This window comes from Patulibacter minatonensis DSM 18081 (assembly GCF_000519325.1).
Classification (GTDB): domain Bacteria; phylum Actinomycetota; class Thermoleophilia; order Solirubrobacterales; family Solirubrobacteraceae; genus Patulibacter; species Patulibacter minatonensis.
This window is the reverse complement of the sequence record NZ_KI912613.1, coordinates 783774-810434: the sequence shown is the minus strand read 5'-3', so window position 1 is coordinate 810434 and position 26661 is coordinate 783774. Positions and strand designations below refer to the sequence as shown.

Annotated in this window: 24 protein-coding genes; 14 read left to right on the top strand and 10 right to left on the bottom strand. The window is 75.0% G+C overall.

Annotated features, from left to right (window positions below):
• Positions 1-3: 3 nt before the first annotated feature.
• Complete coding sequence (locus PATMI_RS0103790) at positions 4-582, bottom strand: TetR/AcrR family transcriptional regulator (protein WP_026909905.1); 579 nt, start codon at positions 580-582, stop codon at positions 4-6.
• Positions 583-657: 75 nt separating this feature from the next.
• On the opposite strand from PATMI_RS0103790, the gene PATMI_RS27200 reads away from it, so the two are divergent.
• The 6 genes from PATMI_RS27200 (at position 658) to PATMI_RS0103760 (ending at position 5893) form a co-directional block, all read left to right on the top strand.
• Positions 658-2082, top strand: coding sequence for an MFS transporter (locus tag PATMI_RS27200; protein WP_051471021.1), 1425 nt, complete (start codon positions 658-660; stop codon positions 2080-2082).
• A gap of 1 nt (position 2083) precedes the next feature.
• Positions 2084-2575, top strand: coding sequence for a universal stress protein (locus tag PATMI_RS0103780; RefSeq protein WP_051471020.1), 492 nt, complete (start codon positions 2084-2086; stop codon positions 2573-2575).
• Positions 2576-2685: 110 nt separating this feature from the next.
• A complete protein-coding gene (locus PATMI_RS27195; RefSeq protein ID WP_051471019.1) occupies positions 2686-3816 on the top strand; it encodes a LuxR C-terminal-related transcriptional regulator in 1131 nt (376 codons plus the stop codon).
• Complete coding sequence (locus PATMI_RS27190; protein ID WP_051471018.1) at positions 3813-4991, top strand: helix-turn-helix transcriptional regulator; 1179 nt, start codon at positions 3813-3815, stop codon at positions 4989-4991. Before PATMI_RS27195 ends, PATMI_RS27190 begins: the two co-directional genes overlap by 4 nt.
• A 152-nt stretch (positions 4992-5143) precedes the next feature.
• A complete protein-coding gene (locus tag PATMI_RS0103765) occupies positions 5144-5539 on the top strand; it encodes a hypothetical protein (RefSeq protein WP_026909903.1) in 396 nt (131 codons plus the stop codon).
• Between the two features lie 9 nt (positions 5540-5548).
• On the top strand, positions 5549-5893 hold the full coding sequence (locus PATMI_RS0103760; RefSeq protein WP_026909902.1) for a hypothetical protein: 345 nt from the start codon (positions 5549-5551) through the stop codon (positions 5891-5893).
• Between the two features lie 24 nt (positions 5894-5917).
• Here the strand turns inward: PATMI_RS0103760 and PATMI_RS0103755 are convergent, their stop codons facing one another.
• The gene (locus tag PATMI_RS0103755; protein ID WP_026909901.1) at positions 5918-6841 is read right to left on the bottom strand and encodes a glycosyltransferase; all 924 of its coding nucleotides are present in this window, start codon (positions 6839-6841) and stop codon (positions 5918-5920) included.
• A 65-nt stretch (positions 6842-6906) separates the two neighbouring features.
• The gene (locus PATMI_RS0103750; protein WP_026909900.1) at positions 6907-8931 is read right to left on the bottom strand and encodes an NADPH-dependent 2,4-dienoyl-CoA reductase; all 2025 of its coding nucleotides are present in this window, start codon (positions 8929-8931) and stop codon (positions 6907-6909) included.
• Between the two features lie 166 nt (positions 8932-9097).
• Here PATMI_RS0103750 and PATMI_RS0103745 point away from each other — a divergent pair, with 166 nt between their 5' ends.
• Positions 9098-9754 carry a peroxiredoxin gene (locus PATMI_RS0103745; RefSeq protein ID WP_026909899.1) on the top strand — a complete coding sequence of 219 codons (657 nt, stop codon included), beginning with the start codon at positions 9098-9100 and terminating at the stop codon, positions 9752-9754.
• Between the two features lie 75 nt (positions 9755-9829).
• Here PATMI_RS0103745 and PATMI_RS0103740 read toward each other — a convergent pair whose 3' ends face one another.
• Positions 9830-10168 carry a hypothetical protein gene (locus PATMI_RS0103740; protein WP_026909898.1) on the bottom strand — a complete coding sequence of 113 codons (339 nt, stop codon included), beginning with the start codon at positions 10166-10168 and terminating at the stop codon, positions 9830-9832.
• Between the two features lie 315 nt (positions 10169-10483).
• On the opposite strand from PATMI_RS0103740, the gene nudC reads away from it, so the two are divergent.
• The 3 genes from nudC (at position 10484) to ileS (ending at position 16729) form a co-directional block, all read left to right on the top strand.
• Positions 10484-11443, top strand: coding sequence for an NAD(+) diphosphatase (gene nudC, locus PATMI_RS0103735; RefSeq protein ID WP_026909897.1), 960 nt, complete (start codon positions 10484-10486; stop codon positions 11441-11443).
• Between the two features lie 140 nt (positions 11444-11583).
• Complete coding sequence (locus PATMI_RS0103730) at positions 11584-13404, top strand: AMP-dependent synthetase/ligase (protein ID WP_026909896.1); 1821 nt, start codon at positions 11584-11586, stop codon at positions 13402-13404.
• Positions 13405-13459: 55 nt separating this feature from the next.
• Positions 13460-16729, top strand: a complete 3270-nt coding sequence (gene ileS, locus PATMI_RS0103725) for an isoleucine--tRNA ligase (protein WP_026909895.1) — start codon at positions 13460-13462, stop codon at positions 16727-16729.
• Between the two features lie 106 nt (positions 16730-16835).
• Here ileS and PATMI_RS27185 read toward each other — a convergent pair whose 3' ends face one another.
• Both PATMI_RS27185 and PATMI_RS27180 read right to left on the bottom strand, forming a co-directional pair.
• Positions 16836-17510, bottom strand: a complete 675-nt coding sequence (locus PATMI_RS27185) for a hypothetical protein (RefSeq protein WP_051471017.1) — start codon at positions 17508-17510, stop codon at positions 16836-16838.
• Positions 17511-17545: 35 nt separating this feature from the next.
• Positions 17546-18316, bottom strand: coding sequence for an NUDIX hydrolase (locus PATMI_RS27180; RefSeq protein ID WP_051471016.1), 771 nt, complete (start codon positions 18314-18316; stop codon positions 17546-17548).
• A gap of 143 nt (positions 18317-18459) precedes the next feature.
• On the opposite strand from PATMI_RS27180, the gene PATMI_RS0103710 reads away from it, so the two are divergent.
• Positions 18460-19482 (top strand): SPFH domain-containing protein, encoded by a 1023-nt coding sequence (locus PATMI_RS0103710; RefSeq protein ID WP_026909894.1) that lies wholly within the window; start codon positions 18460-18462, stop codon positions 19480-19482.
• Between the two features lie 3 nt (positions 19483-19485).
• Complete coding sequence (locus tag PATMI_RS0103705; RefSeq protein ID WP_026909893.1) at positions 19486-20373, top strand: diacylglycerol kinase catalytic domain-containing protein; 888 nt, start codon at positions 19486-19488, stop codon at positions 20371-20373.
• 616 nt (positions 20374-20989) lie between these two features.
• Here PATMI_RS0103705 and PATMI_RS27175 read toward each other — a convergent pair.
• Entirely contained in the window at positions 20990-22294 is a 1305-nt protein-coding gene (locus PATMI_RS27175) for an MFS transporter (RefSeq protein WP_084269625.1), read from the bottom strand.
• Positions 22295-22378: 84 nt separating this feature from the next.
• Here PATMI_RS27175 and PATMI_RS0103695 point away from each other — a divergent pair, with 84 nt between their 5' ends.
• Complete coding sequence (locus PATMI_RS0103695) at positions 22379-23278, top strand: LysR family transcriptional regulator (protein WP_026909892.1); 900 nt, start codon at positions 22379-22381, stop codon at positions 23276-23278.
• Positions 23279-23288: 10 nt separating this feature from the next.
• On the opposite strand, the gene PATMI_RS0103690 is transcribed toward PATMI_RS0103695, so the two are convergent.
• Positions 23289-24185, bottom strand: coding sequence for a VOC family protein (locus PATMI_RS0103690; RefSeq protein ID WP_051471015.1), 897 nt, complete (start codon positions 24183-24185; stop codon positions 23289-23291).
• A gap of 34 nt (positions 24186-24219) precedes the next feature.
• On the opposite strand from PATMI_RS0103690, the gene PATMI_RS36425 reads away from it, so the two are divergent.
• Positions 24220-25140, top strand: a complete 921-nt coding sequence (locus PATMI_RS36425; protein WP_026909890.1) for a helix-turn-helix transcriptional regulator — start codon at positions 24220-24222, stop codon at positions 25138-25140.
• Here the strand turns inward: PATMI_RS36425 and PATMI_RS0103680 are convergent.
• Together PATMI_RS0103680 and PATMI_RS33825 are read right to left on the bottom strand one after the other, a co-directional pair.
• Entirely contained in the window at positions 25110-25367 is a 258-nt protein-coding gene (locus PATMI_RS0103680; RefSeq protein WP_026909889.1) for a hypothetical protein, read from the bottom strand. The two genes, PATMI_RS36425 and PATMI_RS0103680, sit on opposite strands and share 31 nt — an antisense overlap.
• 232 nt (positions 25368-25599) lie before the next feature.
• On the bottom strand, positions 25600-26643 hold the full coding sequence (locus PATMI_RS33825) for a L,D-transpeptidase family protein (RefSeq protein ID WP_051471014.1): 1044 nt from the start codon (positions 26641-26643) through the stop codon (positions 25600-25602).
• Between the last annotated feature and the right edge of the window lie 18 nt (positions 26644-26661).

Below are 26661 nucleotides of genomic sequence, written 5' to 3'. Positions count from 1 at the left end.
CGCTCAGCGCGAGTGCACCGGGGCCCGCATGCCCCGCAGCACGAGCTCAGCGAGGCGGCGGGCCCCGCCGGGCCCGAGGTCGTCGACGTCCTTCATCGCGCGGAAGGCGAGCCGGAGGTCGTCGGCGGTCGCGTCCTCCCGGAGGACCCCCGCCGCGCGAACCCGGTCGACGAGGGCGTCGAGCGCCGCCGCGGCACGGGGGCGGGCCGCGAGGACGTCGGGGTGCTCGGAGCTGGCCGCCCACGACTCGTGGGTCACGCGATCGTCGACGGCCGCGGCGACGACCGCGAACGTCGCCCCGTGGAGCGCGGCCCACGGGTCGGGCTCGTCGACGGCCCGCTCGAAGATCCCGGCCACGACCGCGATCCGCTCGGCGATCAGCGCGGCGACGATGTCCTCCTTGCGGCCGATCTGACGGTAGATGCTGCCGACGCCCACGCCGATGGCCTCCGCCAGCACCGGCATCGGCACGTCGAGGCCGTCGCGGGCGAACAGCTCCCCGGCGACGCGGAGGACCCTGGCGCGCTTCGCTGCACCGTCGAGCGCGGCCCAGTCGTCGCGGGAATCGGCCGGAACGCTCATTCCGCTAGTGTAGGGACACGGCCCGGAACGACCGTTCCGCATCCGCCGTCCCCCGACCACGGACCACGCCCCGCCATGACCGACCCAGCGACCGTCCGACGGAGCCCCACCGTCACCCTGGCCGTCCTGGCCCTCGCGGGCGTCGCCTTCGCGCTCCTGCAGTCCCTGGTCGCGCCGGCGCTCCCGGACATCCAGCGGGAGCTCGACACCACGCCCTCCGCGGTCGCCTGGGTCCTGACCGGCTACCTGCTGAGCGCGTCGGTCGCCACCCCGATCGTCGGGCGGCTCGGCGACATGTTCGGCAAGGAGCGCGTCCTGATGATCGTGCTCGTCGTGCTGGCCGCGGGGACGGCGCTGGCCGCGGTCGCGTCGTCGATCGGCGTGCTGATCGCCGCGCGCGTGATCCAGGGCGTCGGCGGCGGCATCTTCCCCCTCGCCTTCGGGATCATCCGCGACGAGTTCCCGCGCGAGCGGGTCGCCGGGGCGATCGGCCTGATGTCGGCCCTCCTCGGGATCGGCGGCGGGCTCGGCATCGTCCTCGCCGGCGTGATCGTCGACAACCTCAGCTACCACTGGCTGTTCTGGCTGCCGCTCGTCGCGGTCGTGCTCGCGGCCGTGACGACCCACCTCTTCGTCCCCGAGTCGCCGATCCGGACGCCCGGGCGGATCAGCTGGGCCGCGGCCGCGCTGATGTCGCTCGGGCTGGGCGGCGTGCTGCTCGCGGTCAGCGAGGGCCAGTCGTGGGGATGGGCGTCGCCGGGGACGATCGCGCTGTTCGCCACGGGGCTCGTGGTGCTCGCCGCCTGGGTCCGGCTCGAGAGCCGCTCCGCGGTGCCGCTCGTCGACATGCGGATGATGCGGATCCGGGGCGTCTGGACCACGAACCTCGTCGCCCTCCTCCTCGGGGTCGGCATGTACTCGTCGTTCATCCTCGTGCCGCAGCTCGTGCAGCAGCCGGAGTCGACCGGCTACGGCTTCGGGTCGACGGTCACCGAGGCCGGCCTCTTCATGCTGCCGTCGGCGCTCTTCATGCTCGTGGCCGGCACGTTCGCCGGGCGCCTCGAGGCCCGGTTCGGCTCCAAGCCCCCGCTGATGGCGGGCACGGGGTTCACCGCCGCGTCCTTCCTGCTCCTCGTCGTCGCGTCCGACGAGGAGCTCGCGATCTACCTGAGCTCCGCGATCCAGGGGATCGGCATCGGGCTCGCCTTCGCCGCGCTGGCGAACCTCATCGTGCAGAACGTCCGCCAGGACCAGACCGGGGTCGCCACCGGGATGAACACGGTGATGCGCTCGCTCGGCGGCGCGATCGGCGGCCAGATCGCCGCCGCCATCCTGGCCGCCGAGGTCGTCGGCGGGCTGCCCGGCGAGGACGGCTTCACGATCGCCTTCGCCTTCTGCTTCGTCGCCCTCCTCGTCGGACTGGCGACGTGTCTCATCATCCCCGGCCGCCCGCGCCCCGAACGGGTGCGCGGCGCCGTGGCAACCGGAACGGAGGCCTGACATGGCCACCAGCGAGTCCCGTCCGTCGAACCCCACCGACGGCACCGTCCTGATCGCCTACGACGGGTCGGAGAACGCCGACCACGCCATCGACGTCGCCGCCGCGATCCTCGGCGGCGGCCGGGCCGAGGTCGTCCACGCGTGGGAGCCCGTCTCCAGCGCGGCGGCGCGGTCCGCGATCTACGCGATCGCCTACGACGACACCGGCGCGATGCTGGAGCGCGAGCGCGAGCAGGCCGCGGCCGTCGCGGAGGCCGGGGTGCAGCGCGCCCGCGCGGCCGGCTTCACGGTGACCGGCGGCGCCCGCAGCGGGAGCGGCCCCCTGTGGCAGACGATCGTCGAGCGCGCCGAGGAGCTGCGACCCCGGCTGATCGTGATGGGCACCCGGGGGCTCACCGGGGTGCGCTCGGCGCTCGCGGGCAGCGTCTCGCACCACGTCACGAGCCACGCCGACGTGCCTGTGCTGACCGTCCCGCTGCGCTCCCACGGCTGACGATCCGCGCCATCGGGGCGGCCGGGGCGCCGCCTCCGGTCGGGTGAGAAAAACCCTGCTTGTATGGCAGCCCGCGACTAGACTCGGGGCATGCCCGTAGGAGCACCAGCGTGATCGACGCGGGCACGCTCGGTGAACGGGCGGAGCACGTCCTGGAGCGTGCGCGGCGCGTCCGGGACGACGCGGGCCGCGACGGCGTCGCGACCGCGTCGGACCTCGCGGACGCGCTGTACGACGCCACGAGCGACCTGCAGGACGCGCTCCGTGAGCGGGGGACGCGCGACGCGGCGACGACGATGCGGCTCTGCGGGCTCCTCGTCGAGCTCACGCGGATCCAGGGCGACCTGCGCGACCAGGTGGTCGCCGCGCGTTTCGGGACGGTCGCGAGGATCCACGAGAGCCATTCGCGGCTGCGCGACGCTGGGACCCTCGCGGAGCTGCTCCCGGCCGCCGCGGCGGAGCTCGGCCGCTCCTGCGGGTTCGACCGCGCGGCGATCTCCCGCCGGCACGGCTCCCGCTGGCACGCCGAGGCCGTGTGGCTGGCGCCGGGCACGGACGCCGGGATCGCCCAGGCCACCCGCGACTACCTGACGCAGAAGTGGATCCCGCTGCGCCCCGGCACGGTCGAGTCGCACCTCGTCCAGCGGCGCAGCGCGGCGCTCGTGTCCGCGGACGACCCCGACGTCGACCGGGCGCTCGTCGACGACTCCGCGGGCGGGCGCTACGTGGCGTCCCCCGTGATGTCGGGCGACCGGGTCGTCGGCTTCCTCCACGCCGACCGCTTCGGGCAGGAGCGGGTGGTCACCGAGATCGACCGCGACAACCTGTGGACGTTCGGGGAGGGCTTCGGGCTCGTGTTCGAGCGGCTCGCGCTGCTCGAGCGGCTGGACGGGCAGCGCGCACGGGTCCGGGAGGCCTTCGCCGCGGCCGAGCAGGGGCTCGCGGAGCTCGGCCGGGACGAGCTGCTGCTGTCGCGGTCCGAGGCGCCGGCGGCGATGGCGGGCGCGCGCGCCGTCGGACGGGCGGCGGACCGTGCGGGCCAGGTGCTGACGCCACGGGAGCGGGAGGTCGTGGACGAGATGGCGACCGGTGCCCGCAACCGCGAGATCGCCGAGCGCCTGATGATCGGCGAGGCGACCGTCAAGTCGCACGTGCGGACGATCGCGCGGAAGCTCGGCGCGTCCAGTCGCGCCGACGCGGTCGCGCGGTACCTGCGCCTCGCGTCGGAGGGACCGGCGTGAACGGCTCGCCGTCCTTCACCCCGACCATCGGCCGGGCGGGCTGGCGCCGCCGGTCGAGCGTGCTCCGGGAGCGCGTCGACGACCTCGACGTGCGCGTCGGTGCGCAGCTCGCGCGCTCCGGCCTCCACGCGATGCCGGCCGCCGACCGTCCGGTCCGGGACTGGGTGCACCACGTGGAGGAGCTGACGGGCGCGTGCCTGGCGGGGCTCGACGACACCCTGCTGCCCGTCGACGCGTCGGACGAGCTCGCGGGTCTCGTCTGCGACCTCCAGGCGCTGTGGCTCGAGCTCCACGACCACCGGCTCGTCAGCCGCACCCTGCGCCTCGCCGACTGCGAGCGCGCGCTCGGGCGGCTCCGGTCGTGCACGACCACGGCGTCGCTGCTCGGCAGCGTGTGCGAGGAGGCGAGCCGCTCGTGCGGGTTCGAGCGCGTGCTCCTGTCGCGGGTGGAGGACGGGCGGTGGTATCCGTGGCTCGTCAACGGCGCGATCGCCGAGGAGCCGTGGGTCGTGCCGTGGAGTCGTCGCTCGATGCCCTTGGACGAGCTGTGGCTGGAGGCCCGGCTCGTCGCCGACCACCGGCCGGAGCTCGTGCTCGACACCTCCGGCAGCCAGGTCCCGGCGATCGTGCGGGACGGGGGCTCCCGGTCCTACGTCGCGGCCCCGGTGGGGCCGACCGGGGCCGCGGTCGGGTTCTTCCACGCCGACCACGGGTCCGCCGGTCCGCGCTGCACGGAGACCGATCGCGACGTCCTGTGGCGGTTCTCCGAGGGCTTCGGGCGCCTGTACGAGCGCACGGCGCTCCTGGAGCGCATGCGTGCCCAGCGCACCAGGGTCCGCGGACTGCTGTCGGTCGTGGACGACGCGATGGCGGAGCTGACGGAGTCCGAGCTCGACCTGGCGGTCCACCCGGAGCGCGATCCGCCGCACGCGGAGCCCGCGATCTCCATGGCCCGGTCGATGAGCGCCCGGCTCGACGGGCTGACGCCCCGGGAGCGCGACGTCCTCGAGCTGATCGTCGAGGGAGCGCGGAACGCCGAGATCGCGGAGCGGCTGGACATCGGCGCCGGGACGGTGAAGTCCCACGTCAAGCACATCCTCGCGAAGCTCGGCGCCGTCAACCGGTCGCAGGTGGTCGCGCAGTACCTGGGGTTCCGCGACGGCTGGGGCGAGTGAGCCCGGAGCCGTCGACGCCCGGACCGGCGGCCCCGGCGGCCCGGGCCCCGTCCGGGTGTGCGACGTCCACGGTTTGGGACGCCGTTCCACGGGGTGTAGGAGGGCATGAGCTTCCGAGCACCCGCCGTGCGCCGGTCCGGCGGACGACCCGCGTGCGGGACCCGCCGCGACGCGCCGCGGGTCCTGACGAGCACCGCATCCCGCCGACCGGCTCGATGATGTCGCAGGCCTCCGGCTCCAGGCCGACCGGTCCGGGGCAGGATCCCGGTCCGCAGAAGCGCGTCCCCGGACTCCGTCCGGGGGAGACCGCCGCCGACGCGGACGCCCGGATGGCCGATGCCGTGCAGGCGCTCGAGCGCGTGCGAACGCAGCTGGCCCGCACGCAGCGCACGCTCGACGCCTTCGTCGACCAGATCGTCGGCGCCGCGGACGCGGCGACCGAGGGCGGGCTCGACCGGGAGGCGTCGACCGGCCACGCCGTGCCCCCCGCGTCGCTGGCGGACCACGTGATCACGAACGACCCGCCGACGGACGGTCCCGCCCGGTAGCGTCGGGGCATGGGCGCCGAGCGACCGTCGCACGTCCGGGGGTTCCTGGCCGAGATCGCGGATCTCGCGGAGATGCGCGACGCCGCCTACGCGGCGGCGGAGAACCCGCCCGAGGCCTGGCTCCTGAGCGGCAACCTCGGGCAGCGCGCGTACGGCGCCAAGGACGCCCTCGAGGCCCTGGTCCTCACGGCGATGGAGCACCCCGACCCGCCCACCGACGAGGAGCTCTCGTCGGCCGCGGGCCTGTCGCAGTGGGAGCTCGACGCCATCCGGTCCGGGGCGCCCGGGGACGACGCGCCGGCGCCGAAGCGCTCGCGGTTCCGCCTGCCCGGCCGTCGCGGTCGCGACGACTGAGCGTCCGGCCGTCCCGGTCGGCCGTCAGCCGCCCGCGAGGCCGCGCCAGGCGTCCGCGAGCCGCGCGGCGTAGACGTCCGTCCCGTGCTGCTCGGCGACCCGGCGGCCGGTCACCCGCGGGTCGTCCTCCCGCAGGTGCGGGGCCAGCGCCTCGTGCCACGCCGCGAGGTCCCAGGGGGCGCACAGGCACCCATCGACGGTCCCGACGGTCTGCGGATGGGCACCCGTCGGGGTCGCCAGCACCGGGACGTCGCAGGCCAGCGCCTCGACCGAGGCCAGGCCGAACCCCTCGTGCTCGCTGGGGACGACGACGGCCGTCGCGGCGTTCAGCCACGCGCGCATCCGGTCGGGCGCGACGCCGCCGAGGGTGCGGAGCGGCAGGCCGGCGGCGGCGGCGAGCTCGCGGGCGCGGTCGACGCGCTTGACGCGACGGTCCGGGCCGTAGGGGAAGAGGAGGAACGCCTCGTCCGGGTCGAGGCCCAGGGCGGCCCGGGCCTCGGCGCGCGGCGTGGGCCCGAACCGCGCGAGGTCGAGACCGACCGGCAGGTCGCGCGCGCGACCGCGGAACACGCGCGGCAGCATCGACGCCAGGTCCGGCGACGCGAGGCCGATCAGGCGCTGCGTCGGGAGCGCGGCGAGGGTCACCGGCCGGGTCGTCCGGTGGCGCAGGTCGCGGCCGTGGAGCGTCACGCCGCGGTGCCGGGCGCGGACGACGAGCGCCGGGATCGCGGTCAGGCCGAAGTGCGCGTGGACGACGTCGTAGCGGACGCCGCGGTGACGGCGGTGCAGGTCGCGCGCGGCGTCGCGGTAGGCGCCCGGCGGGACCTCGTCGAGGGCGACGTCGAGGTCGTCGATGCGTCGCAGGGCCGCCACCTGGTCGCGGACGAAGCCGCCGCGCTCGGGGTGCGCGGCGTCCGGGGCCATGTTCGAGACGACGAGGACGCGCACCCGGCCATCGTGCCAGAGGCCGGACGCCTCCCGGGTGGCCCGAGGTCGGTCGGAGGGTCCCGTCCCTAGAGGCGCGCCGCGAGCTCCGTGCCCTGCCGGATGGCGCGCTTGGCGTCGAGCTCGGCCGCGACGTCGGCGCCCCCGATCACGTGCGGGGTGATCCCCGCGGCCTCGAGCGGGCCGACGAGCTCGCGCCGCGACTCCTGCCCGGTGCAGAGGACCACGTGGTCGACCGGCAGGAGGACCGGTCGCCGGCCGTCCGTGGCGGCGTCGTCGGGGACCGTGACGTGGAGCCCGTCGTCGTCCACGCGCTCGTACGTCACGCCGCCGTGCAGCCGCACGCCGTGGTGCTCCAGGCTCGCGCGGTGGACCCACCCGGAGGTCTTGCCGAGCCCCGCGCCGTGCTTCGTCGTCTTGCGCTGCAGGAGGTCGATCTCACGGCGGACCAGCGGCGGGGCGGGGGCGACGACGCCGCCGCGCCCCGTCGCCGGGTCCCCCACGCCCCACGCGGCGCGCCAGGCATCGGGGTCGAGGGTCGGGGACCGTTCCTGCAGCAGGAACTCCGCGACGTCGTAGCCGATGCCGCCGGCCCCGACGACCGCCACCCGGTCGCCGACCGGCGCGCCGCGAAGCACCGCGTCGTACGCGAGGACCTTCGGGTGGTCCGCCCCCGCGAACGCCGGCGTGCGGGGGCGGACCCCCGTCGCGAGGACGACCTCGTCGAAGCCGCCGAGTCGGGCCGCGTCGGCGGGGGTCCCGAGCCGCACCGTCACGCCGGTGCGCTCCAGGCGGCGCTCGTAGTAGCGGAGCGTCTGCAGGAACTCCTCCTTCCCGGGGATCCTCGCGGCGAGGACGAACTGCCCGCCGATCTCCTCGGCGGCCTCCAGGAGCTCCACGTGGTGTCCCCGCTCGGCGAGCGTGGTCGCCGCCGAGAGTCCCGCGGGCCCCGCGCCGACGACCGCGATCCGCCGGGGCGTCGTCGCCGGGGAGATCACGAGCTTCGTCTCGTGCGCGGCGCGCGGGTTGACCATGCAGCTGGCGGTCTTCTTGCGGAACGTGTGGTCGAGGCAGGCCTGGTTGCACGCGATGCACGTGTTGATCTCGTCGGCGCGGCCGGCCTGCGCCTTCGCCACCCACTCGGGGTCGGCGAGGAACGGACGTGCCATGGAGACCATGTCGGCCTCGCCGGCCGCGAGGATCGCCTCGGCCTGGTCGGGGTCGTTGATCCGGTTGGAGGCGACGACCGGGATCCCGACCTCGGGCCGCAGGCGCGCGGTGGCCCACGTGAACGCCCCGCGGGGGACGGACGTCACGATCGTCGGGACCCGCGACTCGTGCCAGCCGATCCCGGTGTTCAGGATGCTCGCGCCCGCGGCCTGCACCTCGCGGGCCAGTGCGACGGTCTCGTCCCAGGTCTGTCCGTCGTCGACGAGGTCGAGCAGGGAGATCCGGTAGACGACGACGAAGTCGGGGCCGACGGCCTCGCGCACGGCGCGGACGACCTCGACGGGGAAGCGGCGCCGGCGCTCGGACGACCCGCCCCAGGCGTCCGTGCGGCGGTTCGTGCGCGGCGCGAGGAACTGGTTGAGCAGGTAGCCCTCGGAGCCCATGACCTCGACGCCGTCGTACCCGGCCTCGCGGGCCAGCGCGGCGCTGCGGGCGAAGTCCGCGATCGTCCCGCGGACGGTGCGGTCGCGCATCGCGCGCGGACGGAACGGGTTGATCGGGGCCTTGACCGCCGACGCGGACTGCGACAGCGGGTGGTAGGCGTAGCGCCCCGCGTGGAGGAGCTGGAGGGCGATCCGGCCGTCCTCCGCGTGCACCGCCCCCGTGACCGTCCGGTGGCGTGCCAGGGTCCGGGTCGACCGGAGGTCCGAGGCGGTCGGGAACAGCCAGCCGGTGCGGTTCGGGGCGTAGCCGCCCGTGACCATCAGCCCCACGCCGCCCCGGGCCCGCTCGGCGAAGTAGGCGGCGAGCCGGCCCGCGTCGCGGCCCCGGTCCTCGAGCCCCGTGTGCATCGAGCCCATGAGGACCCGGTTCTTCAGCGTCGTGAAGCCGAGGTCCAGCGGCTCGAGCAGGCGGTCGTACATTGCTACCAACAGTAGCAACGTGGCGGTGCTTCCTACGGGGGTGAAGTTTCGACCCGGACGGGCACGGATCGTCCGTCCCCGGGCACCTCCACGCGGCGAACGGCTAGGCTGAAAGCCGATCCGCAATAGCTCATTGCGACGCACGACGACACGAAAGGGACCCAGCATGGCGCTCACCATCGGCGACACCGCTCCGGACTTCGAGGCGGAGACCTCCGCGGGCAAGATCAGCTTCCACGACTGGATCGGCGACAGCTGGGCCGTCCTGTTCTCGCACCCGCGCGACTTCACGCCGGTCTGCACGACCGAGCTGGGCTACATGGCCCTCATCAACGGCGAGTTCGAGAAGCGCGGCGTCAAGCCGATCGCGATCTCGGTCGACCCGCTCGACAACCACGAGAAGTGGTTCGACGACATCGAGGAGACGCAGGGCGCCCGCCCGACGTTCCCGCTGATCTCGGACACCGACTTCAACGTCGCGAAGCTCTACGGGATGCTGCCCGCCGACGTCGAGGGCGACCCGACGGAGCGCACCCCCGCGCAGAACGCGACGCTGCGCAACGTCTTCGTCATCGGGCCGGACAAGAAGATCAAGCTCCTGCTGGTCTACCCGATGACCACTGGCCGCAACTTCGACGAGGTCCTGCGCGTCGTCGACTCGCTCCAGCTCACCGCGAAGCACGCCGTCGCCACCCCCGCCCAGTGGAAGCAGGGCGAGGACGTGATCATCGCCGGCTCCGTCAACAACGAGGCCGCCAAGGAGAAGTACCCCGACGGCTGGAAGGAGCCGAAGCCCTACATCCGGATCGTCCCCGCTCCGTAGGGTCGCTCGTCGGACGGGTCGCGCTCCGGCGCGGCCGTCCGGTCCGGGCGGCGGGCCCGCCGCCCGGGGTCCCGGTCACCCCGACGGGTCGACCGGACCGTCGGCGGCGAGCATCCGCAGGAAGCGCTCCGCCAGGGCCATCGCCTCCGCGAGCTGCTCCCGCGTGCGCAGCAGCTCGTCGAGGTCGACGTCGTCGGACTCGTCCGTCGATCGGGACGCCCGCTCGATCGCGCCCCGCAGGCCGTCGACCGCCCGGGCGACCGCGTCGATCTCCGCCGCAGCGGGGGTCATGTCGAACCGCCACGCGGCCTCGAGTCGACGGAGCTGTTCGACGACGGCGTCGGCCGTGGGCTCGATCTCGCGACGGGCGCCCTGCTGCGCGGGTTCGTGGGGGTCGGGGTCCGCGGCCGTCATGCCGGGGGGCGCCGCGGTGCTCGGCGTCGCGGGAACCCTGGTGCTGTCCTGGATCTCATCAGTGGTTCGTCCTCGGAGCGGTGGCGCGCCGGGCGGCCCGACCGCGACGAGTCGCGGATCCCGTCGCCGAGCGGTTCTACACGCCGGAGGGGTGATGTCGCAAGCCCCTCGTGGTGGCGGGGCCGCGGCCGTTCGCGACCACCGGGCGTCCGCAGGCTCACAGCGTCACCCGACGTCGGGGGGAGGCGCATCCCCCTTCGGGCAGGTGGGAGGTCGCGGGCGGTCGGAACGAGCGCCCGCGGGTAGGCTCGGTGCATGCTCGAGCCCAACGCGCTGACCGGCGCCGAGATCGACAGGGTCGCCGACAGCCGGCGCCGCGACCCGGAATGGCTGGCGGCCCAGACGGGACACCCGGACGCCCGGGCGCTCGTCCTCGGCGACGCCGGGGTCCGCGTGGTGGGCACGGCGCTCGCGCGGGTGCCGCTCACGGAGGTCCGGCCGGACGTCGCCGACGAGGAGCTCGTGCTGCTCGGCGTGGACGACGGCGGGCCGCTCTTCGTGGTGGACGAGGACCCGCCGGTCGACGGGGAGCGCGCGCCGCTGGTCGGCGCCGGCGGCATGCGGGGCGAGCCGGCGCCCGAGGCCGAGGAACGGCTCGGGATGCGGTCGGCGGCCCAGACGCTGTCGCAGGCCGAGGGTGGACTCGTGGCGTACGCCGGGGCGCTCCTGAACTGGCACCGCGCCCATCGGTTCTGCAGCGTGTGCGGCGGCGCGACGGCTCCGCGCGAGGCCGGCATGACGCGCGTCTGCGGCGTCTGCGGGACGCACCACCACCCGCGGACCGACCCGGTGGTGATCATGCTCGTCGTCGACGACGAGGGGGACCGGGTGCTCCTCGGCCGGCAGGCCGTCTGGCCCCCACGGCGCTACTCCACGCTCGCGGGCTTCGTCTCCCCGGGGGAGAGCCTCGAGGAGGCCGTCGCCCGTGAGGTGCTCGAGGAGGTCGGCGTGCTGGTCGGGCCGCCGCGCTACCGGAGCTCCCAGCCGTGGCCGTTCCCGTGCTCGCTGATGCTCGGCTTCCACGTGCCGTACGTGGAGGGCGAGATCGGTGGCACCGACGACGAGCTCCAGGACGCCCGGTGGTTCTCGCGCGCCGAGGTCCGCGAGGCCGCCGCGGACGACTCGTGGGACGACCCGCCGGAGGGCGACGGCCTGCTGCTCCCGCCCCGCTCCGCGATCGCGCGGCGGCTCATCGAGGAGTGGCTCGAGGGCTGACGGGCGGAGCCCGCGGCGGCAGGACCGGGGGCCGCCCGTAGGGGCTACGCCGCACGTCCCTCGGGGCACGGGCTGATATTTGCTTGCCAGTGCGCAAGCAAGTACCGTGGGTGCATGGTGTTCCGCCCCGTCGCCCCCGCATGACCACGTCCGCCGTCGCCCGTCCGGACGTCCCGGCCGACACCGGCATCGCGGGCGCCACGCTCCACGAGGTCTTCGCCGCGCGGGTCGCGCGGCACCCCGACGACGTCTTCGTGCGCGACGGCGGCACCGGCGAGGAGCTGACCTGGGCGCAGGTGGACGCGCGCATGCGTCGGGTCGCGTCCGGGCTCGCGGGGCTCGGCGTCGCCCGCGGCGACCGCGTCGCGTTGATGCTCCCCAACGCGCCGGTCTTCTCCGTCTGCGACCTCGCGGTCGTCGGGCTCGGGGCCGTCCCGGTCTCGGTCTACGGCACGGCGTCGCCCGAGCAGATCGCGCACGTCGTCGGGGACGCCGGCGTCGACGTCCTCGTCTGCGACGCGGCGACCCTGCCCCGGGTGCGCGCGTCGCGCGAGTCCTCGGGCGCGCCACGGCGCATCGTCGTGGTCGACGGCGAGGCGGACGAGGCCGCGGGGGAGACGACGCTCGCCTCGCTGGAGGACGGCACGGTGCCGGACGTCGACCTCGACGCCGAGACCGCGCGGAGCACGCCGGACGATCTGTTGACGATGATCTACACGTCGGGGACGACCGGTCCGCCGAAGGGCGTCGAGCTCACCCACGACAACCTCCTCGGCGGGATGCGGGCGATGTCGAGCGTCGTCGGGCTGCGCGAGGGCGGACGCGTCATCTCGTGGCTGCCCGCGGCGCACATCGCCGAGCGCGGGGCGCACTACTACGCGCCGCTGCTGTGGGGGCTCGAGGTCACGACCTGTGCCGATCCGCGGACGATCGCGAACGTGCTCCCGGCCGTGCGGCCGACGTGGTTCTTCGCGGTCCCGCGGATCTGGGAGAAGCTGAAGGCGGCGGTCGAGGCCGGGTTCGCGTCGCAGCCCGACGCGGTCCGCGACGCCGCGCGCGCCGCGGTGGCCCGGGGCGTGGAGCGGGTCGAGCTGGAGCAGGCCGGCGACCCGGTCCCGGACGACCTGCGCGCGGCCTGCACGGAGGACGACGAGCGGATCTTCGCCGGACTGCGCGCGAAGCTCGGGCTCGACGCGGCCCACGCCGTCAACGCCGGGTCGGCCCCGATCCCGCGCGACGTCGTGGTCTTCTTCCACGCGATCGGCCTGCCGGTCGGGGAGATCTGGGGCATGTCGGAGGCCTGCGCCTGCGGGACGGTGAACGCGCCGGGCGCGACCCGGATCGGCAGCGTCGGACGGCCGCTGCCGGGCATCGAGCTGCGCTTGGAGGACGACGGCGAGATCCTGCTGCGCGGTCGGCCGTTGATGCGCGGGTACCGCGGGCTGTCGGAGAAGACGCGCGAGTCGATGACGGACGACGGGTACTTCCGCACCGGCGACGTCGGTCGGATCGACGAGGACGGCTACCTGTTCATCGTCGACCGGAAGAAGGAGCTGATCATCAACTCCTCCGGCAAGAACATGTCGCCGGCGAACATCGAGTCGGCGCTGAAGTCGCAGACGCCGTTGATCGGGCAGGCGGTCGCGATCGGCGACGGCCGGCCCTACGTCACGGCGCTCCTCGTGCTCGACCCCGACGCCGTCGCCGCCCGGGCCCGGGAGCGGGGCGAGGAGCCCGACCTCGAGGCCCTGGCCTCCGACGCGGGGCTGCGCGCCGAGCTGCAGGAGGCCGTCGACGCCGGCAACGCCCGTCTGGCCCGCGTCGAGCACGTCCGCCGGTTCGTCGTGCTCGCCGACCAGTGGGCGCCGGGCGGCGACGAGCTGACGCCGACGTCGAAGCTCCGGCGGGCGCCGATCCACGAGCGGTACGCGGAGGAGATCGAGGGGCTGTACCGGGGGTGAGCGGGTCTCCCGGGGCGGCGATCGGCCCGGAACCCCCGTCTCCTACACTTGATCCGTGACCGCTCCACCCGTCCGCGCGTCGATCGATCCGCGCCAGTCGTTCCCGGAGCTGGAGCAGACGGTCGCCGAGCGCTGGGCCGCCCGCGACGTGTTCCAGCGGTCGATGGAGCAGCGCGAGGGCGCGAAGCCGTGGGTCTTCTGGGAGGGCCCGCCGACCGCCAACGGCCGTCCCGGCGTGCACCACATCCTGGGTCGCGTCTTCAAGGACGTCTTCCCGCGCTTCCAGACGATGCGCGGCCACCACGTCGAGCGGCGCGGCGGCTGGGACTGCCACGGCCTGCCGGTCGAGATCGCCGTCGAGAAGCAGCTCGGGCTGTCGAGCAAGCACGACATCGAGAACATCGTCCCCGGCGACGTCCGGGCGTCGATCGAGCGCTTCAACGCCGCCTGCCGCGAGTCCGTCTTCGCCTACATCGGGGACTGGGACCGCCTGACCCGCCGGGTCGGCATGTGGATCGACCTCGAGCGGGCGTACCGCACGATGGACGCCTCGTACGTCTCGTCGATCTGGTCGGCGCTGAAGACGATGGACGAGAAGGGCCTGCTGTACCAGGGCAACAAGGTCGTCCCGTTCTGCACGCGCTGCGGCACCGCGCTCTCGAGCCACGAGGTCGCGCAGGGCTACGAGGACATCAAGGACACCTCCGCCTACGTGCGGTTCCCGGTCGTCGCGGAGGCCCTGCCGCTGTCGAGCCCGCTGCGGAAGGGCGACAGCCTCGTCGTCTGGACGACCACGCCGTGGACCCTCTGGGCGAACGTCGCCGCCGCCGTCGGTCCGGACGTCGAGTACGTCCGCGTGTCGACGCCCGACCGCGACGGCGAGCGCCGCGTGGTCGTCGCCGCGCGGGAGCTCGTCGAGCACGCGTTCGGCGAGGACGCCGAGGTCCTCGGCGACGGCTTCCCCGGTTCCGCGCTCGAGGGCACGGTGTACGAGGCCCCGTTCGTCGCCGCCGGGCGCACCGACGCCGGCTACGGCGCCGTGATCGCCGCCGACTTCGTGTCGACCGACTCGGGCACCGGCGTCGTCCACCTCGCCCCCGCGTTCGGCCAGGACGACTTCGTGGCCGTCGCCGACGCCGCCGCGAAGCGCCGCTTCCCCGCCGGGACGGCCGCGGCGAAGTTCGACGCCCGCGACCCCGCGACGCTGCTGAACCCCGTCCGCGACGACGGCACCTACGACGAGACGGTCACGGACGTCGCCCCGCAGTACGCCGACCGCTTCGTCAAGGACCTCGACCTCGACCTCGTGACGGAGCTCGCCGACCGCGGGCTGCTCCAGCGCAAGCAGCGCTACGAGCACTCCTACCCGCACTGCTGGCGCTGCGGCACGCCGCTGATCTACTACGCGCGCCCCTCGTGGTACCTCGCGACGGAGACCGTCCGCGACGGCCTGCTGGCGGCGAACGACACCGTCACGTGGCACCCGCCGCACATCAAGGAGGGCCGCTTCGGCGAGTGGCTCCGCGGCAACGTCGACTGGGCGATCAGCCGCTCGCGCTACTGGGGGACGCCGCTGCCGATCTGGCAGTCGACGACGGTCCAGGAGGGCGAGGACCTGCCCCGCCGCATCGTCGTCGGCTCGCTGGAGGAGCTCGCCGAGCGTTCCGGCGTGACGCTCGAGGACCCGCACCGCCCGTTCGTCGACGACGTCACGTTCCAGGAGGACGGCCTCACCTTCGAACGCATCCCGGAGGTCCTCGACGTGTGGTTCGACTCCGGCGCGATGCCGTTCGCGCAGGACGCGGCGCCGCAGGACCCCGAGGGCCTCGAGCATTACGAGGCGCACCGGATCGCGGACTACGTCTGCGAAGGCCTCGACCAGACCCGCGGGTTCTTCTACTCGCTGATCGCCGAGAGCGTACTGCTGCGCGACGAGGCGCCGTACAAGAACGTCCTCTGCCTCGGGCTCATCCTGGACGAGAACGGCCAGAAGATGAGCAAGTCGAAGGGCAACGTCGTCGACCCGTTCGAGGCGCTCGACCGCTTCGGGGCCGACGCGCTGCGCTGGTACTTCTTCACGAGCAAGCAGCCGTGGGAGGGCTACCGCTACTCCGACGAGGCCGTCCGCGACGGGGTGCGGCTGTTCCTCCTGCCGCTCTGGAACACCGCGAGCTTCTACGCCCAGTACGCGGCGATCGCCGCAGATGCGGTTCCCGCCGCCACCCCCGACACCGAGGCGCCCGCCGGCGAGGAGACCGAGCTCGACCGCTGGATCGTCAGCCGCATGGAGGCCACGACCGCCGTGGCCACCGAGGCGCTCGACGCCTACGACGTGACGACCGCCGGCCGCGCGATCGGCGCGTTCGTCGACGAGCTCTCCAACTGGTACGTCCGGCGCTCGCGCCGCCGCTTCTGGGACGGCGACCCCGTCGCCCTCGGCACGCTCCGCGAGGCCCTCGTCCGCGTCGCGACGCTGCTCGCCCCGCTCGCACCGTTCGTCTCCGACGAGCTCTACGTGCAGCTCGGCGGCACACACGACTCCGTGCACCTCGCCGACTGGCCGGCGGTCGACCCCGCGCGCCGCGACGAGGCGCTCGAGGCCGACATGGCGACCGCCCGCGAGACCGTCCGCCTGGGTCTCGCCGCCCGCGCGGCGTCCGGGCTGAACGTCCGCCAGCCGCTGCGCAAGGCCGTCGTCGTCGCCACCGGCGACGAGCGCGCCGCCATCGAGCGCCTGACCGGCGTCATCACCGACGAGCTGAACGTCAAGGCGCTCGAGTTCGTCGCCGAGGCCGACGAGCTCGGCCGCGTCGCGCTGAAGCCGAACCTCCGCTCGCTCGGACCGCGCTTCGGCAAGGCGATGGGCACCGTCCGCGCCGCGATCGAGGGCCTCGACGGCACCCGCGTGGCCGCCGCGCTGCGCGAGGGCGAGCCCGTCGTCGTGCAGATCGACGGCGCCGAGCACGAGCTGACCGCCGACGACCTCCTGATGTCGCTCGAGACGCCCGACGGCTACCAGCTCGAGCGCGAGGGCCAGCACGCCGTCGCCCTGGACCTCGAGGTCGACGACGCCCTCCGCGCCGAGGGCCTCGCCCGCGCCGTGCTGCGCCAGGTCCAGGTCGCGCGCCAGGACGCCGGCTTCGAGGTCACCGACCGGATCGAGCTGCGGCTCGGCGGCGATGCGGGCGCGCTCGACGCCGTCCGCGCGCACGAGGACCACCTCCTGGGCGAGGTCCTCGCCGCGTCGGTCGCCTACGAGGGCGCGACGGGCACGCCGGTGCAGGTCGACGGGCGCGACGTCGTGGTGCAGGTCACGCGGGTCTGAGGGGGAGACCGCCGGGCCCCACCCGGTGCGTCGCGGGTCCGGTGCGCGTCGGACTGCGGCGCGGCACCGGGCACCCGGAATGGCGCCGGGCCCCGCCCGGTGCGGGTCAGTGCGTCAGGAGCTTGATCCCGACGACCAGGAGCCCGAGGCCGACGACGCCCGCCACGACGACGAGCCGGCCCCAGAACGGGATCCGGGTCCCGCGCACCGCGAGCCCGCCGACGAGCGCGAGGGTCAGGACCTGGACGGCCGCCGCCCACCCGAGCGCGGTGTGGGCCTCCCACCACCCCGTCTCCGTGCTGAGGACGAGGAGCGCCGGCACGACGGCCACGACGAGGATCTGGTGGTGGCTCGAGAGGAGCGACCGGGTGGCGCCGCGGTCCGGCAGCCGCTGGTGCACGGCGAGGTGGGCGGTCAGGTCCGCGAAGAGGCTCGCGGCCCACAGCGCCACCACCGTGACCACGAGCGTCACGGCCGCGCCCACGGCGTCGCCCTCGTGGCCCGGGTCCAGCAGCGTGAGGATCGACGCGAGCACCGCGACGGTCCCGTAGACGCGCTCGCGCAGGTGCTCGGCCAGCGCCCCCGGGGAGGGGCGCTCGCGGTGGCCGGCCGGACCGGGACGATCGGTCGTGGCGGGACGCCCGGCCGGGGCGGGCGCTGCGGCCGCGTCCGGGAGGCCCGGCGGGACGGGCGGCGCGTCCGGGGCGGCGGGCTCCGGCGGGCGGTCCCCGCGCGCCGGCGCTCCCGGGGCGGGGTCCGGGTCCGGTGCGGACGGGGGCATCGGCGCAGCGTAGCCCGCGGGCCGGGCGGCGCCGGTCAGGCCTTCACGCGCTTGCGACGTCCCGCGCCCCACGCGGGCTCGCGCGACGCGAAGCGGTAGAGGGCCGCCGGGCGACCCTTGCCTGCGCGCCGTTCTTCGCCGGTCGGCTCGATCAGGCCGGTGGCGCGCAGGTCGCGGGCGAACGTGCCCGGGTCGTAGGTGGTCCTCGCGACGGCGTCGTAGACCGCGCGGGCGTCGGCGAGCGCGAAGTCGCCCGGCAGGACGCCCACGCAGACGTTCGACCACCAGAGCTTCCCCTCGACGCGCTCGAGGGCGGCGGCCAGGATCTCGCGGTGGTCGAAAGCCCAGTCGTGCGCGGCCCGCGCGTCGATCCACGCGGCCGCGGGATCGCCCGGTGTCGTGTCCGCCGGGACGAGCGCGAGGTGGGCGACCGTCGGGATCCACCCCCGGGGGTCGCGGCCGGGGGCGGCGAACGCGCCGAGCTGCTCGAGGTAGAGGTCCCGCAGGCCGGTCTTCTCCGTCAGCTTGCGCGCCGCGGTGTCCGCGGGGTCCTCGCCGGCGCCGACGAACCCGCCGGGGAGCGCGACGCGCCCGTCGTCCGTGGTCAGGGCGAGCACCCGGACCGCCCCGTCCCGCACCGTCAGGACGACGACGTCGGCGGTGAGCCCCGCCGGGCTCGGGTACCCCGCGCTGTTCTGCGCGGACCACGTCCCGGGTGGCGGGGGCGCGGACCCCTGGGCGCCCGGGACGTCCGGCGTCGCGGGCCTCACCCGCGACTCCCCGCCCGTGTCCGCGTCCACCGTCATCCGGAGGCCAGCGTAGTGCAGCGGGGGCCGCCGCGGAAGGCCGCCGAGCAAGTTTATGGCGAAATGACCAAAAAGCCTTGACGGCTCGCCGGCGGCGCTCTAGATTGTAAAAAAGTCAATACGACAAGAAACGAGAAGAGCAGATGGCCGAGATCAAGACGTACCCCCTCCTCCGGCACCTCCGGGCCGAGCCCACGGTGCACGTGCAGCGCTTCCGCGGCGGGAAGCCGGTCCGCGCCGGCAACGGCCTCGCGTTCTGGTTCCGCACGACGAACACGACGGTCACCGAGGTCCCGGTCGACGACCGCGAGCTGCCGTTCCTCTTCCGGGCCCGCAGCCGCGACTTCCAGGAGCTGACGGTCCAGGGCGCCATCACCTACCGCGTCACGGACCCGGCGCTCGTCGCGGCGCGCATCGACTTCACGCTCGACCTCGCGACCGGCCGCCTGAACGAGAACCCGATGGAACAGGTCGCGGGGCTCCTCACGCAGCTCGCCCAGCAGTTCGTCACCGACGAGCTCGTCGGCATGGACCTGCGGCGGATCCTCCAGGACGGCGTCGCGCCGATCCGCGACCGGATCGGGATCGGACTGGCCGGTGAGGCCGCCGTGCGGGATCTCGGGCTCGAGGTCGTCGCCGTCCGCGTCGCCGACGTCGCGCCGACCGCCGAGGTCGAGCAGGCCCTGCAGCGCCCGGCCCGCGAGGTGATCCAGCAGGAGGCCGACGGCGCGACGTTCCAGCGCCGGGCGCTCGCCGTCCAGAACGAGCGCGCGATCGCGGAGAACGAGCTGCAGAACCGCGTGGAGCTCGCCCGGCAGCAGGAGGAGCTCGTCCGGCAGGAGGGCCAGAACCGCCGGCAGACCGCGGAGGAGGAGGCGGCCGCGGCGCTCGTCGAGGCGCAGGCCGCCGACGAGCGCGGACGGCTCGAGCTCGATCGCCGCGCCGCGACGATCGACGCGGTCGAGGCCGCGAAGCTCCGCGCCGAGACCGAGCGCACCCGCATCCAGGCGGAGGCCGGGCCGCAGGTGCTGCTCGCCCTGGCGCTGCAGCAGCTGGCCGGCGAGATCGGCAAGGTGGAGCACCTGACCATCACGCCCGACCTGCTCCAGCCCCTCCTGGGCGGCCTCGCCGCCGCGGGCGACGCCACCCGCCGGACGGAGGGGTGAGCCGTGCTGCGCCGTGCCGTCCTCGTCGAGCGTCCCACCGAGCTGCAGGAGCTGCTGCAACGGCACGGCACGCGGGAGCAGGCGCGGTTCTTCCTCCGCACCCGCGGGCTCGACCTGGCGGAGACCGAGGAGCGGCACCTGCGCCACGAGGAGGCCCGCGCGACCGTGCTGCGCGCGGTGCCGTCGGAGTGGCGGACGGCGACGGTCCGGCGCGACGAGCTCGATCGCTTCCTCTTCGAGCAGGACGACCTCGTCCTCGTGCTCGGCCCCGACGGCCTGGTCGCCAACGTCGCGAAGTACCTGGACGGCCAGCCGCTCGCCGGACTGGATCCCGACCCGGGCTTCAACCCGGGTGTCCTGGTCACGCACGCGCCGGCGGCGACCGCGGACCTCTGCGCCGACGTCGCCGCGGAGCGCACGGTGGTCCGCGAACGCACCATGGTCGCCGCGACCCTCGACGACGGGCGGACGCTCACGGCGCTGAACGAGCTGTTCCTCGGGCACCGCAGCCACCAGTCGGCGCGGTACGAGCTCGCCGCCGACGGTCGCCGGGAGCACCAGAGCTCGTCGGGCCTGATCGTCACGACCGGGACCGGCGCCACCGGCTGGGCCGCAAGCATCAACCGCGCACGTCCCGAGCCGCTGGCGCTCCCCGGACCGGCCGACCCGGCGCTCGCGTGGTTCGTGCGCGAGGCCTGGCCCGGTCCGCGGACCGCGACGACGCTGACCGCGGGCGCGCTCGCGGCGGGCGACACGCTCGAGGTCGTCAGCGAGAACGGCGACGGCGGCGTCCTCTTCGGCGACGGCATCGAAGCCGACCACGTCCCGCTCGACTGGGGGCAGCGCGTGACGATCGGCGTGGCGGACCGGCGGCTGCGGGTGCTGGTCTGACGGGGGCGGTCGGCGGGCGGGGGCGGAGAGCGGCCGGCAGTCGGGGCCGGGCGGCGGGGGCGGGCGGGCCGCCCCCGCCTCGCATCGACTTCGGAACCTCTGCGGTACACAACTCGACGCGGAACGCCGCCCGCCGGCCGCCCACGCTCCGCGTCGGTTTGGAACCTCTCGCGGTACACAACCCGACGAGGAACGTCGGCCCGCCGGCGGCCCACGCTTCGCGTCGGGTTTGGAACCTCTGCGGTACACAACTCGACGCTGAACGCCCGCCCGCCGGCCGCCCACGCTCCGCGTCGGGTTCGGAACCTCTGCGGTACACAACCCGACGAGGAACGTCGGCCCGCCGGCGGCCCACGCTTTGCGTCGGGTTTGGAACCTCTGCGGTACACAACTCGACGCGGAACGCCCGCCCGCCGGCCGCCCACGCTCCGCGTCGGGTTCGGAACCTTTGCGGTACACAACCCGACGAGGAACGCCGGCCCCCCTGGCCCGCTGGCACGGCTGCCCGCGGGGTGGTCGGCCTTCGGCCTCTCGGGGCGTTCGTTTCGCGACCACGTCCGCGACGGCCGCCGACCGGTCCCGGCGGCCGCCGCTCCGACCGCGACCCGTCGCGGCGTCAGGCCGGGGAGCCCGCGGGCCGGCCGGTCGGCGTCGGCACGCGCGGGCCGCGCACCAGTCGCGGCGCGGCCAGCAGGATCGCGCCGCCGACGAGGAGCGCGAAGCCCGTGAGCGTCGCCCTCGGGCTCGCGTACTGCAGGGCGACGCCGGCACCGACGACCGGGACGGACAACCCCAGGTAGCCGGCGAGGAAGAGCCCGGCGAGCGCCTCGGCGCGGGTCTCGGGCGGCGCGATCGCGGCCACGGTGCCGACGGTCCCCTTGAACACCGCGCCGGCGCCGGCGCCGCTGAACGCGCCCCCGGCCAGGAAGAGGGCCAGGCTCGGGGTGTCGAGCCAGACCGCCACGACCACGAGCGTCAGGCCGAGGAGCATCGACGCCGTCCCCGCGGCGAGGACGCGCGGCAGGGCCCACGAGCTGGTCAGGGTCTGCGCGACGACCCCGCCGCCGAACATGAGCGCGAGGGTCAGGCCGGCCAGTGCGTGCGACGGATGGTGGAGCGTGCCGACGAGGAAGACGCTCGCGAGCCCGGTGAAGAGGCCGAGCACCCCGAACGCGAGGAACGCGCCGAGCGCCGCGGCCGAGAACGCGGAGCGCGACTCCGCGGGCACCGAGATGCGCTGCGGGCGGTACGACGGCAGCGGGTCGAGGCGGTCCCGGGTCTCCGGCGCCAGGGCGACCACGGCGATCGCGGCGACCAGGACGACCAGGAAGACGAGGTAGGGCAGGGACAGCGGCCGGTCGGTCCACTGGGCGAGCACGCCGGAGACGATCGGACCGAGGGCCAGTCCCCCGAGGTTCACGGCCGTCGCGACGAGTTGCGAGTGCCGCGGCCCGGCGTCCGGTCGGCTGACGGCGTGGAGCTCCGCGAGGTACGCGGTGGCGGTCGCGGCGACGACCCCGACGGAGATGCCGTTCAGGATCCGCGCGACGACCAGCCCGGGCACGTCGCGCCACAGCAGGAAGACGATCGCGCTCAGGACGGAGACCGCGATCGCGGGCAGCATCACACGCCGCCGCCCGTGCCAGTCGGAGAGGTGCCCCGCGAACACGAGCGCGCCGACGACGCCGACCGCGTAGCCGGCGTAGACGAGGGTGACGACGAACGAGGAGAAGCCGTCGCGCTCCTGGTAGAGGCCGTAGAGCGGGCTCGGCGCGGTGGAGAACGCCATCACGACGAGGAACGCGAAGGCGACCGACCAGAAGGCGAGGCCGTGGTGACGGCGCCGGCGGGCGCCCAGGTCGGAGGGCGTGGGGTCGCCGGGTGCGCGGGACGCGGGCACGGCGGTCGAGGAGCTGGACATGCATCCATGGTCCGCCGCTCGGTGATCGCGGGCAACGCCGATCAGAGCTCTCCGTGATCACATCCGACGATTACCATGCCTGGCGTGGATCTCCGGCACCTCAGGACGTTCGTGGCCGTGGCCGAGGAGCGCAGCTTCTCCCGCGCCGCCGACCGGCTGCAGGTCGTCCAGTCCGCGGTGTCGGCGACGATCCGGGCGCTCGAGCGGGAGTGGGGCGTCACGCTCTTCCACCGCACCACGCACCGCGTCGAGCTGAGCGTCGAGGGGCGGACGCTCCTGCCCGACGTCCGGACCGCGCTCGCCGCCGCCGACGCCGTCGGCCACGCGGTCGACGAGGTCCACGGCGGACTCCGCGGAACGCTGCGGCTGGGGATCATGCAGGCCTCCGCCGTCCCCGAGGGGCGCAGCGCGGGGACGCTGCTGTCGGCCTTCCGCGCCGAGCACCCGGCGGTGGAGGTCGAGGTCCGGCAGGACGGCAGCGTCACGCAGGCCGCCGCGGTCCGCTCCGGGGCGCTCGACCTGGCGATGGTCGGGATGCCCGACCGGGACCTCGTGGGGCTGCGCAGCGTCCCGCTCGTGGACGGCGGGATGGCGCTGGCCTGCGCGCCGGGGCACCCGCTGGCGGCCCGCCCCGCAGTGACGCTCGCAGACCTCCGCGACGAGGCCTTCGCCGACCTCCCGCCGACGTGGAGCATCCGGGTGATCGTGGACCGCGCCTTCGCCGCCGCCGGCACGACGCGGCGGGTCCGGCACGAGATCAACGACATGGGCACGGTCGTCGACTTCGTCCGCCACGGGCTCGCGGTCGCGATCGTCCCGCGGACGGTGGCCGACGACGCCGGGGTGGTGTTCGTCCCGATCGTCCCGGAGGCCCCGCGCTTCCTCGTCCGCCTCGTCGCTCCGGTCGACCGGCCCGTGAGCGCCGTCGCGCGGGCGTTCATCGCCACGGCCGAGCGGATCGGGCGGGACGCCGACGCGGTCTAGGCCCTCGCCCTCAGCGGTCCCCGCCCTCCGCCACCACGTGCACGGCGAGCGCGCCCGGGTCTTGGGCGCGGAAGCCGCCCTCGACGTCGGACGTCGGGGCGCCCGCGGCGACGAGGCGGCCGCAGACCTCGGCGACGTCGTCGGCGGTCGGCACCACGACGGTCCAGTGGCGCAGCCCGACGCGGCCCTCCGGCTGGGGCGGGACGCCGGCGCCCTTCCAGAGGTTGAAGGCCAGGTGGTGGTGGTAGCCGCCGGCGGAGACGAACGCCGCCTGGCCGGGGATCAGGGTCTGCAGGTCGAAGCCGAGGAGGTCGCGGTGGAAGGCGAGCCCGCGGTCGAGGTCGCCGAGGTGCAGGTGGAGGTGGCCGACGCGCGCGCCGGGGGCGGTCAGCTCGACGAGGGACTCGCCGGCGGTGAGCTGCAGCAGCGCGTCGAGGTCGAGCGGACGGGGGCGGATCTCCTCGACCTTCGTGAGGTCGGGCCAGACCTCGCGCTCGCGGTCGGCGGCGAGCTCCAGGCCGTTGCCGTCGGGGTCGGGCAGGTAGATCGCCTCGTGCGTGCCGTGGTCCGAGGCGCCCTGGATCGGGGTGCGCGTCTCGGCCAGTCGGCGGGTCAGGCGGGCGAGCTCGAGGCGGTCGAGCGTGTTCAGGGCGACGTGGTAGAGGCCCGCGGTGCGGCCCGGGTCGGCGGCGGACGGGTCCTCGTGGAGGGCGAGCATCGCGCGGTCGCCGGCCCCGACCCAGGCGGTACGGTCCTCGCGGCGCAGCTCGGCCAGGCCGATCGCCTCGCGGTAGAAGTCGACGGACCGCTCGAGGTCGCGGACGGTGAGGTGGACGGTGCCCAGGCGGGTCGCGGCGGGCAGGGACGCGTGCGCGGCGGTGGCGGCGGGGTCGGTGGTGGTGCTCATGGGTCCATGGTGCGCTCCGCGTACCGTTCTTCCCATGGCGGAAGGCCGCGAGGACATGGACATTCCCGCGGACGACGCCCGGGACGGGGCGCCGCAGCTCGCCGGCCCGCTCCGTCGCGCCCGCGCGCCCGTCGAGGTCCGGTGGCTCGAGGACACGGTGATGACGGTCGAGGACCGGGTCGCGCCGCACCGCCACGACTACCACGAGCTGATCTGGGTCCGGTCGGGCTCGGGGCGGCACTCCGTCGACGGGGAGCGGGTCGACGCGGGGGCGGGCACGATCACCGTGATCGGCCGCGGCCAGGTGCACCGCTTCGACGAGGCGCGCGGCATCGACGGGGCGGTCGTCGACTTCTCCGAGGCCGCGCTCTTCGAGGACGCCGGGGAGGCGCCGCTCGGTGCGCGTGCCGTCCCGGGGTGGCTCGTGGTCGGAGGCACGACCCCCACCGTCGCCGTCCCGCCGTCGCGGGTGGCGGGGCTCGAGGCCCTGGTGCGCGCGCTGGACGACGAGGCCCGCCGGCCGCCCGACGAGCGCTCCGCGGACCTCCAGCGCCACCTGCTCTGCGCGCTGCTGCTGTGGATCGACCGCTGGCACGACGACGGGTCGCCGCGGGAGGGCGCGTCCGAGCAGCGCCTGCACGCGCGGTTCTCGCGGCTGTTGGAGCGCGACTTCGTCCGGCACCACGACGCGGCGCACTACGCGGACGCGCTCGCCGTCCCGCCCGCGGCACTGGCCCGGGCGCTCCAGACGGCCACCGGCCGGACGACGAAGGAGCTCGTCCTCGACCGCGTGATGCTCGAGGCCACCCGGCTCCTGCGGTTCACCGACCTCGCCGTCGGGCAGGTCTCCCACCGCTGCGGCTACGACGACCCGCTCTACTTCTCGCGCGCGTTCAAGCGGCACGAGGGCCGCTCGCCGGTCGCCTACCGGGCGGCGGTGCGGGGCTTGGCGTAGGTCGGCGCGACCGCCGGGCGGGGCTGGACCGCGTCGACCGGTGCGTCCCGCCGGACCGTCCGGCGCAGGCCGAACGCGCAGCGCAGCCCCTCGCGGAGCTCGCTGCGCCAGTCCACGCGGGACTCCCGCAGACCGGCGTCGAGCACGCGGAGCTCGGCGAGCAGCGACAGCCGCTCGGGCGTCTCGGCGGCCGGTGGCTCGGTGGTGGTGGTCGGAGCGGAGCGCATCGGCGGGTCCGGCCGTCCGCGGGGTTCCGCGGCGGATGACGCGATCGTAGAAGCGCGAGCGGTATCGCCGAAGGCCTCGTCGACGGGAATTTGGTGGATGCGACAGTGTTGGCGCGTAGCCGCTCGTCACGCGTCGCGTTCCGCGCACGCCGCAGCACCGCGCGGTCGTCGTGGAGCGCCCGACGGCGTCCGGCGCCCGAGGGCCCGGCGCACCGCGGCGGGCCCTCGCCCGTCAGCCCACGAGCACCGGGGTCCCGACCTCGACCTGCTCGAAGAGGGCCTTCACGTCGGTCGGGTCCATCCGGACGCAGCCGTGCGAGGCGGCGGACCCGAGCGACCCGGCCTCGGACGTGCCGTGGAACCCGACCGATCCGGAGAACCCGATCCAGCGCTCCTTCAGCGGGTTGCGCGGATCGCCGCCCGGGATCGTCTGCCCGGCGAGGCTGCCGGCCCAGGACGAGTTCGGCACGTTCCAGACGGGGTTCTTCTGCATCGTCTGGACCTGGAAGCGGCCGTAGGGCGTCGGGTACTGGGCGCTGCCGACCGCCACGCGGTAGGTCGCGACCTGCTTGCCCTCGTCGAAGACCCGGACGCGCCGCTCGTCGTGCGCGACCGTGACGACCGTCGGCTGGGCCGCCATGACCTGTTTCGCGGTCTTCTTCGGCTTCACGCTGATCGTCCGGGCGCGGACGGTGCGCTCGGACGAGCCGTCGCGGAGGACGGTGACCAGCTGCCGCTGCAGACCGGAGCGGTCGCGCAGGCGGCTGCCGTTCTTCCCGTCCTTGACGCTGACGCGCGTGACGGCGATGTCGATCGACGCCTCGACGGGCGCTTTCCTGACGTCGTCGGCGACGGTGGCGACGAAGCGCTTCACGGCGGTCTCGTCGACGCGGACCGGCACGTCGAGGGCCTCGACGACCTCGCCGCCGGTGAGCTCGCGCCAGCCGCGGGAGAGGAACGAGCCGCCGGACCCGGCCTCGGTCGCGCGGTCGACCGCCCCGGCGAAGTCCGCACGGACCCCGGCGCGCTTCGCCGTCAGAACGTGGGTCTCCCCGCCGATCGTCAGCCGCGCGGAGCGGTTGAGCGGCCGCGCGGCCTGCTCCTGCACCTTGGCGAGGGCCTCCGACCGCGTCAGGCCGCCGACGTCGACCCCGGCGACGGACACGCCGTCGGCGATCCTGCCGGAGGCCCGGTCGGCCTGCCACCACAGCACGGCGAGGACGAGCAGGGCCGCGGCGACGACGGACCCCAGGGCGATGGTGCGGGACCGGGACACCAGGTACCGATTCCCTGT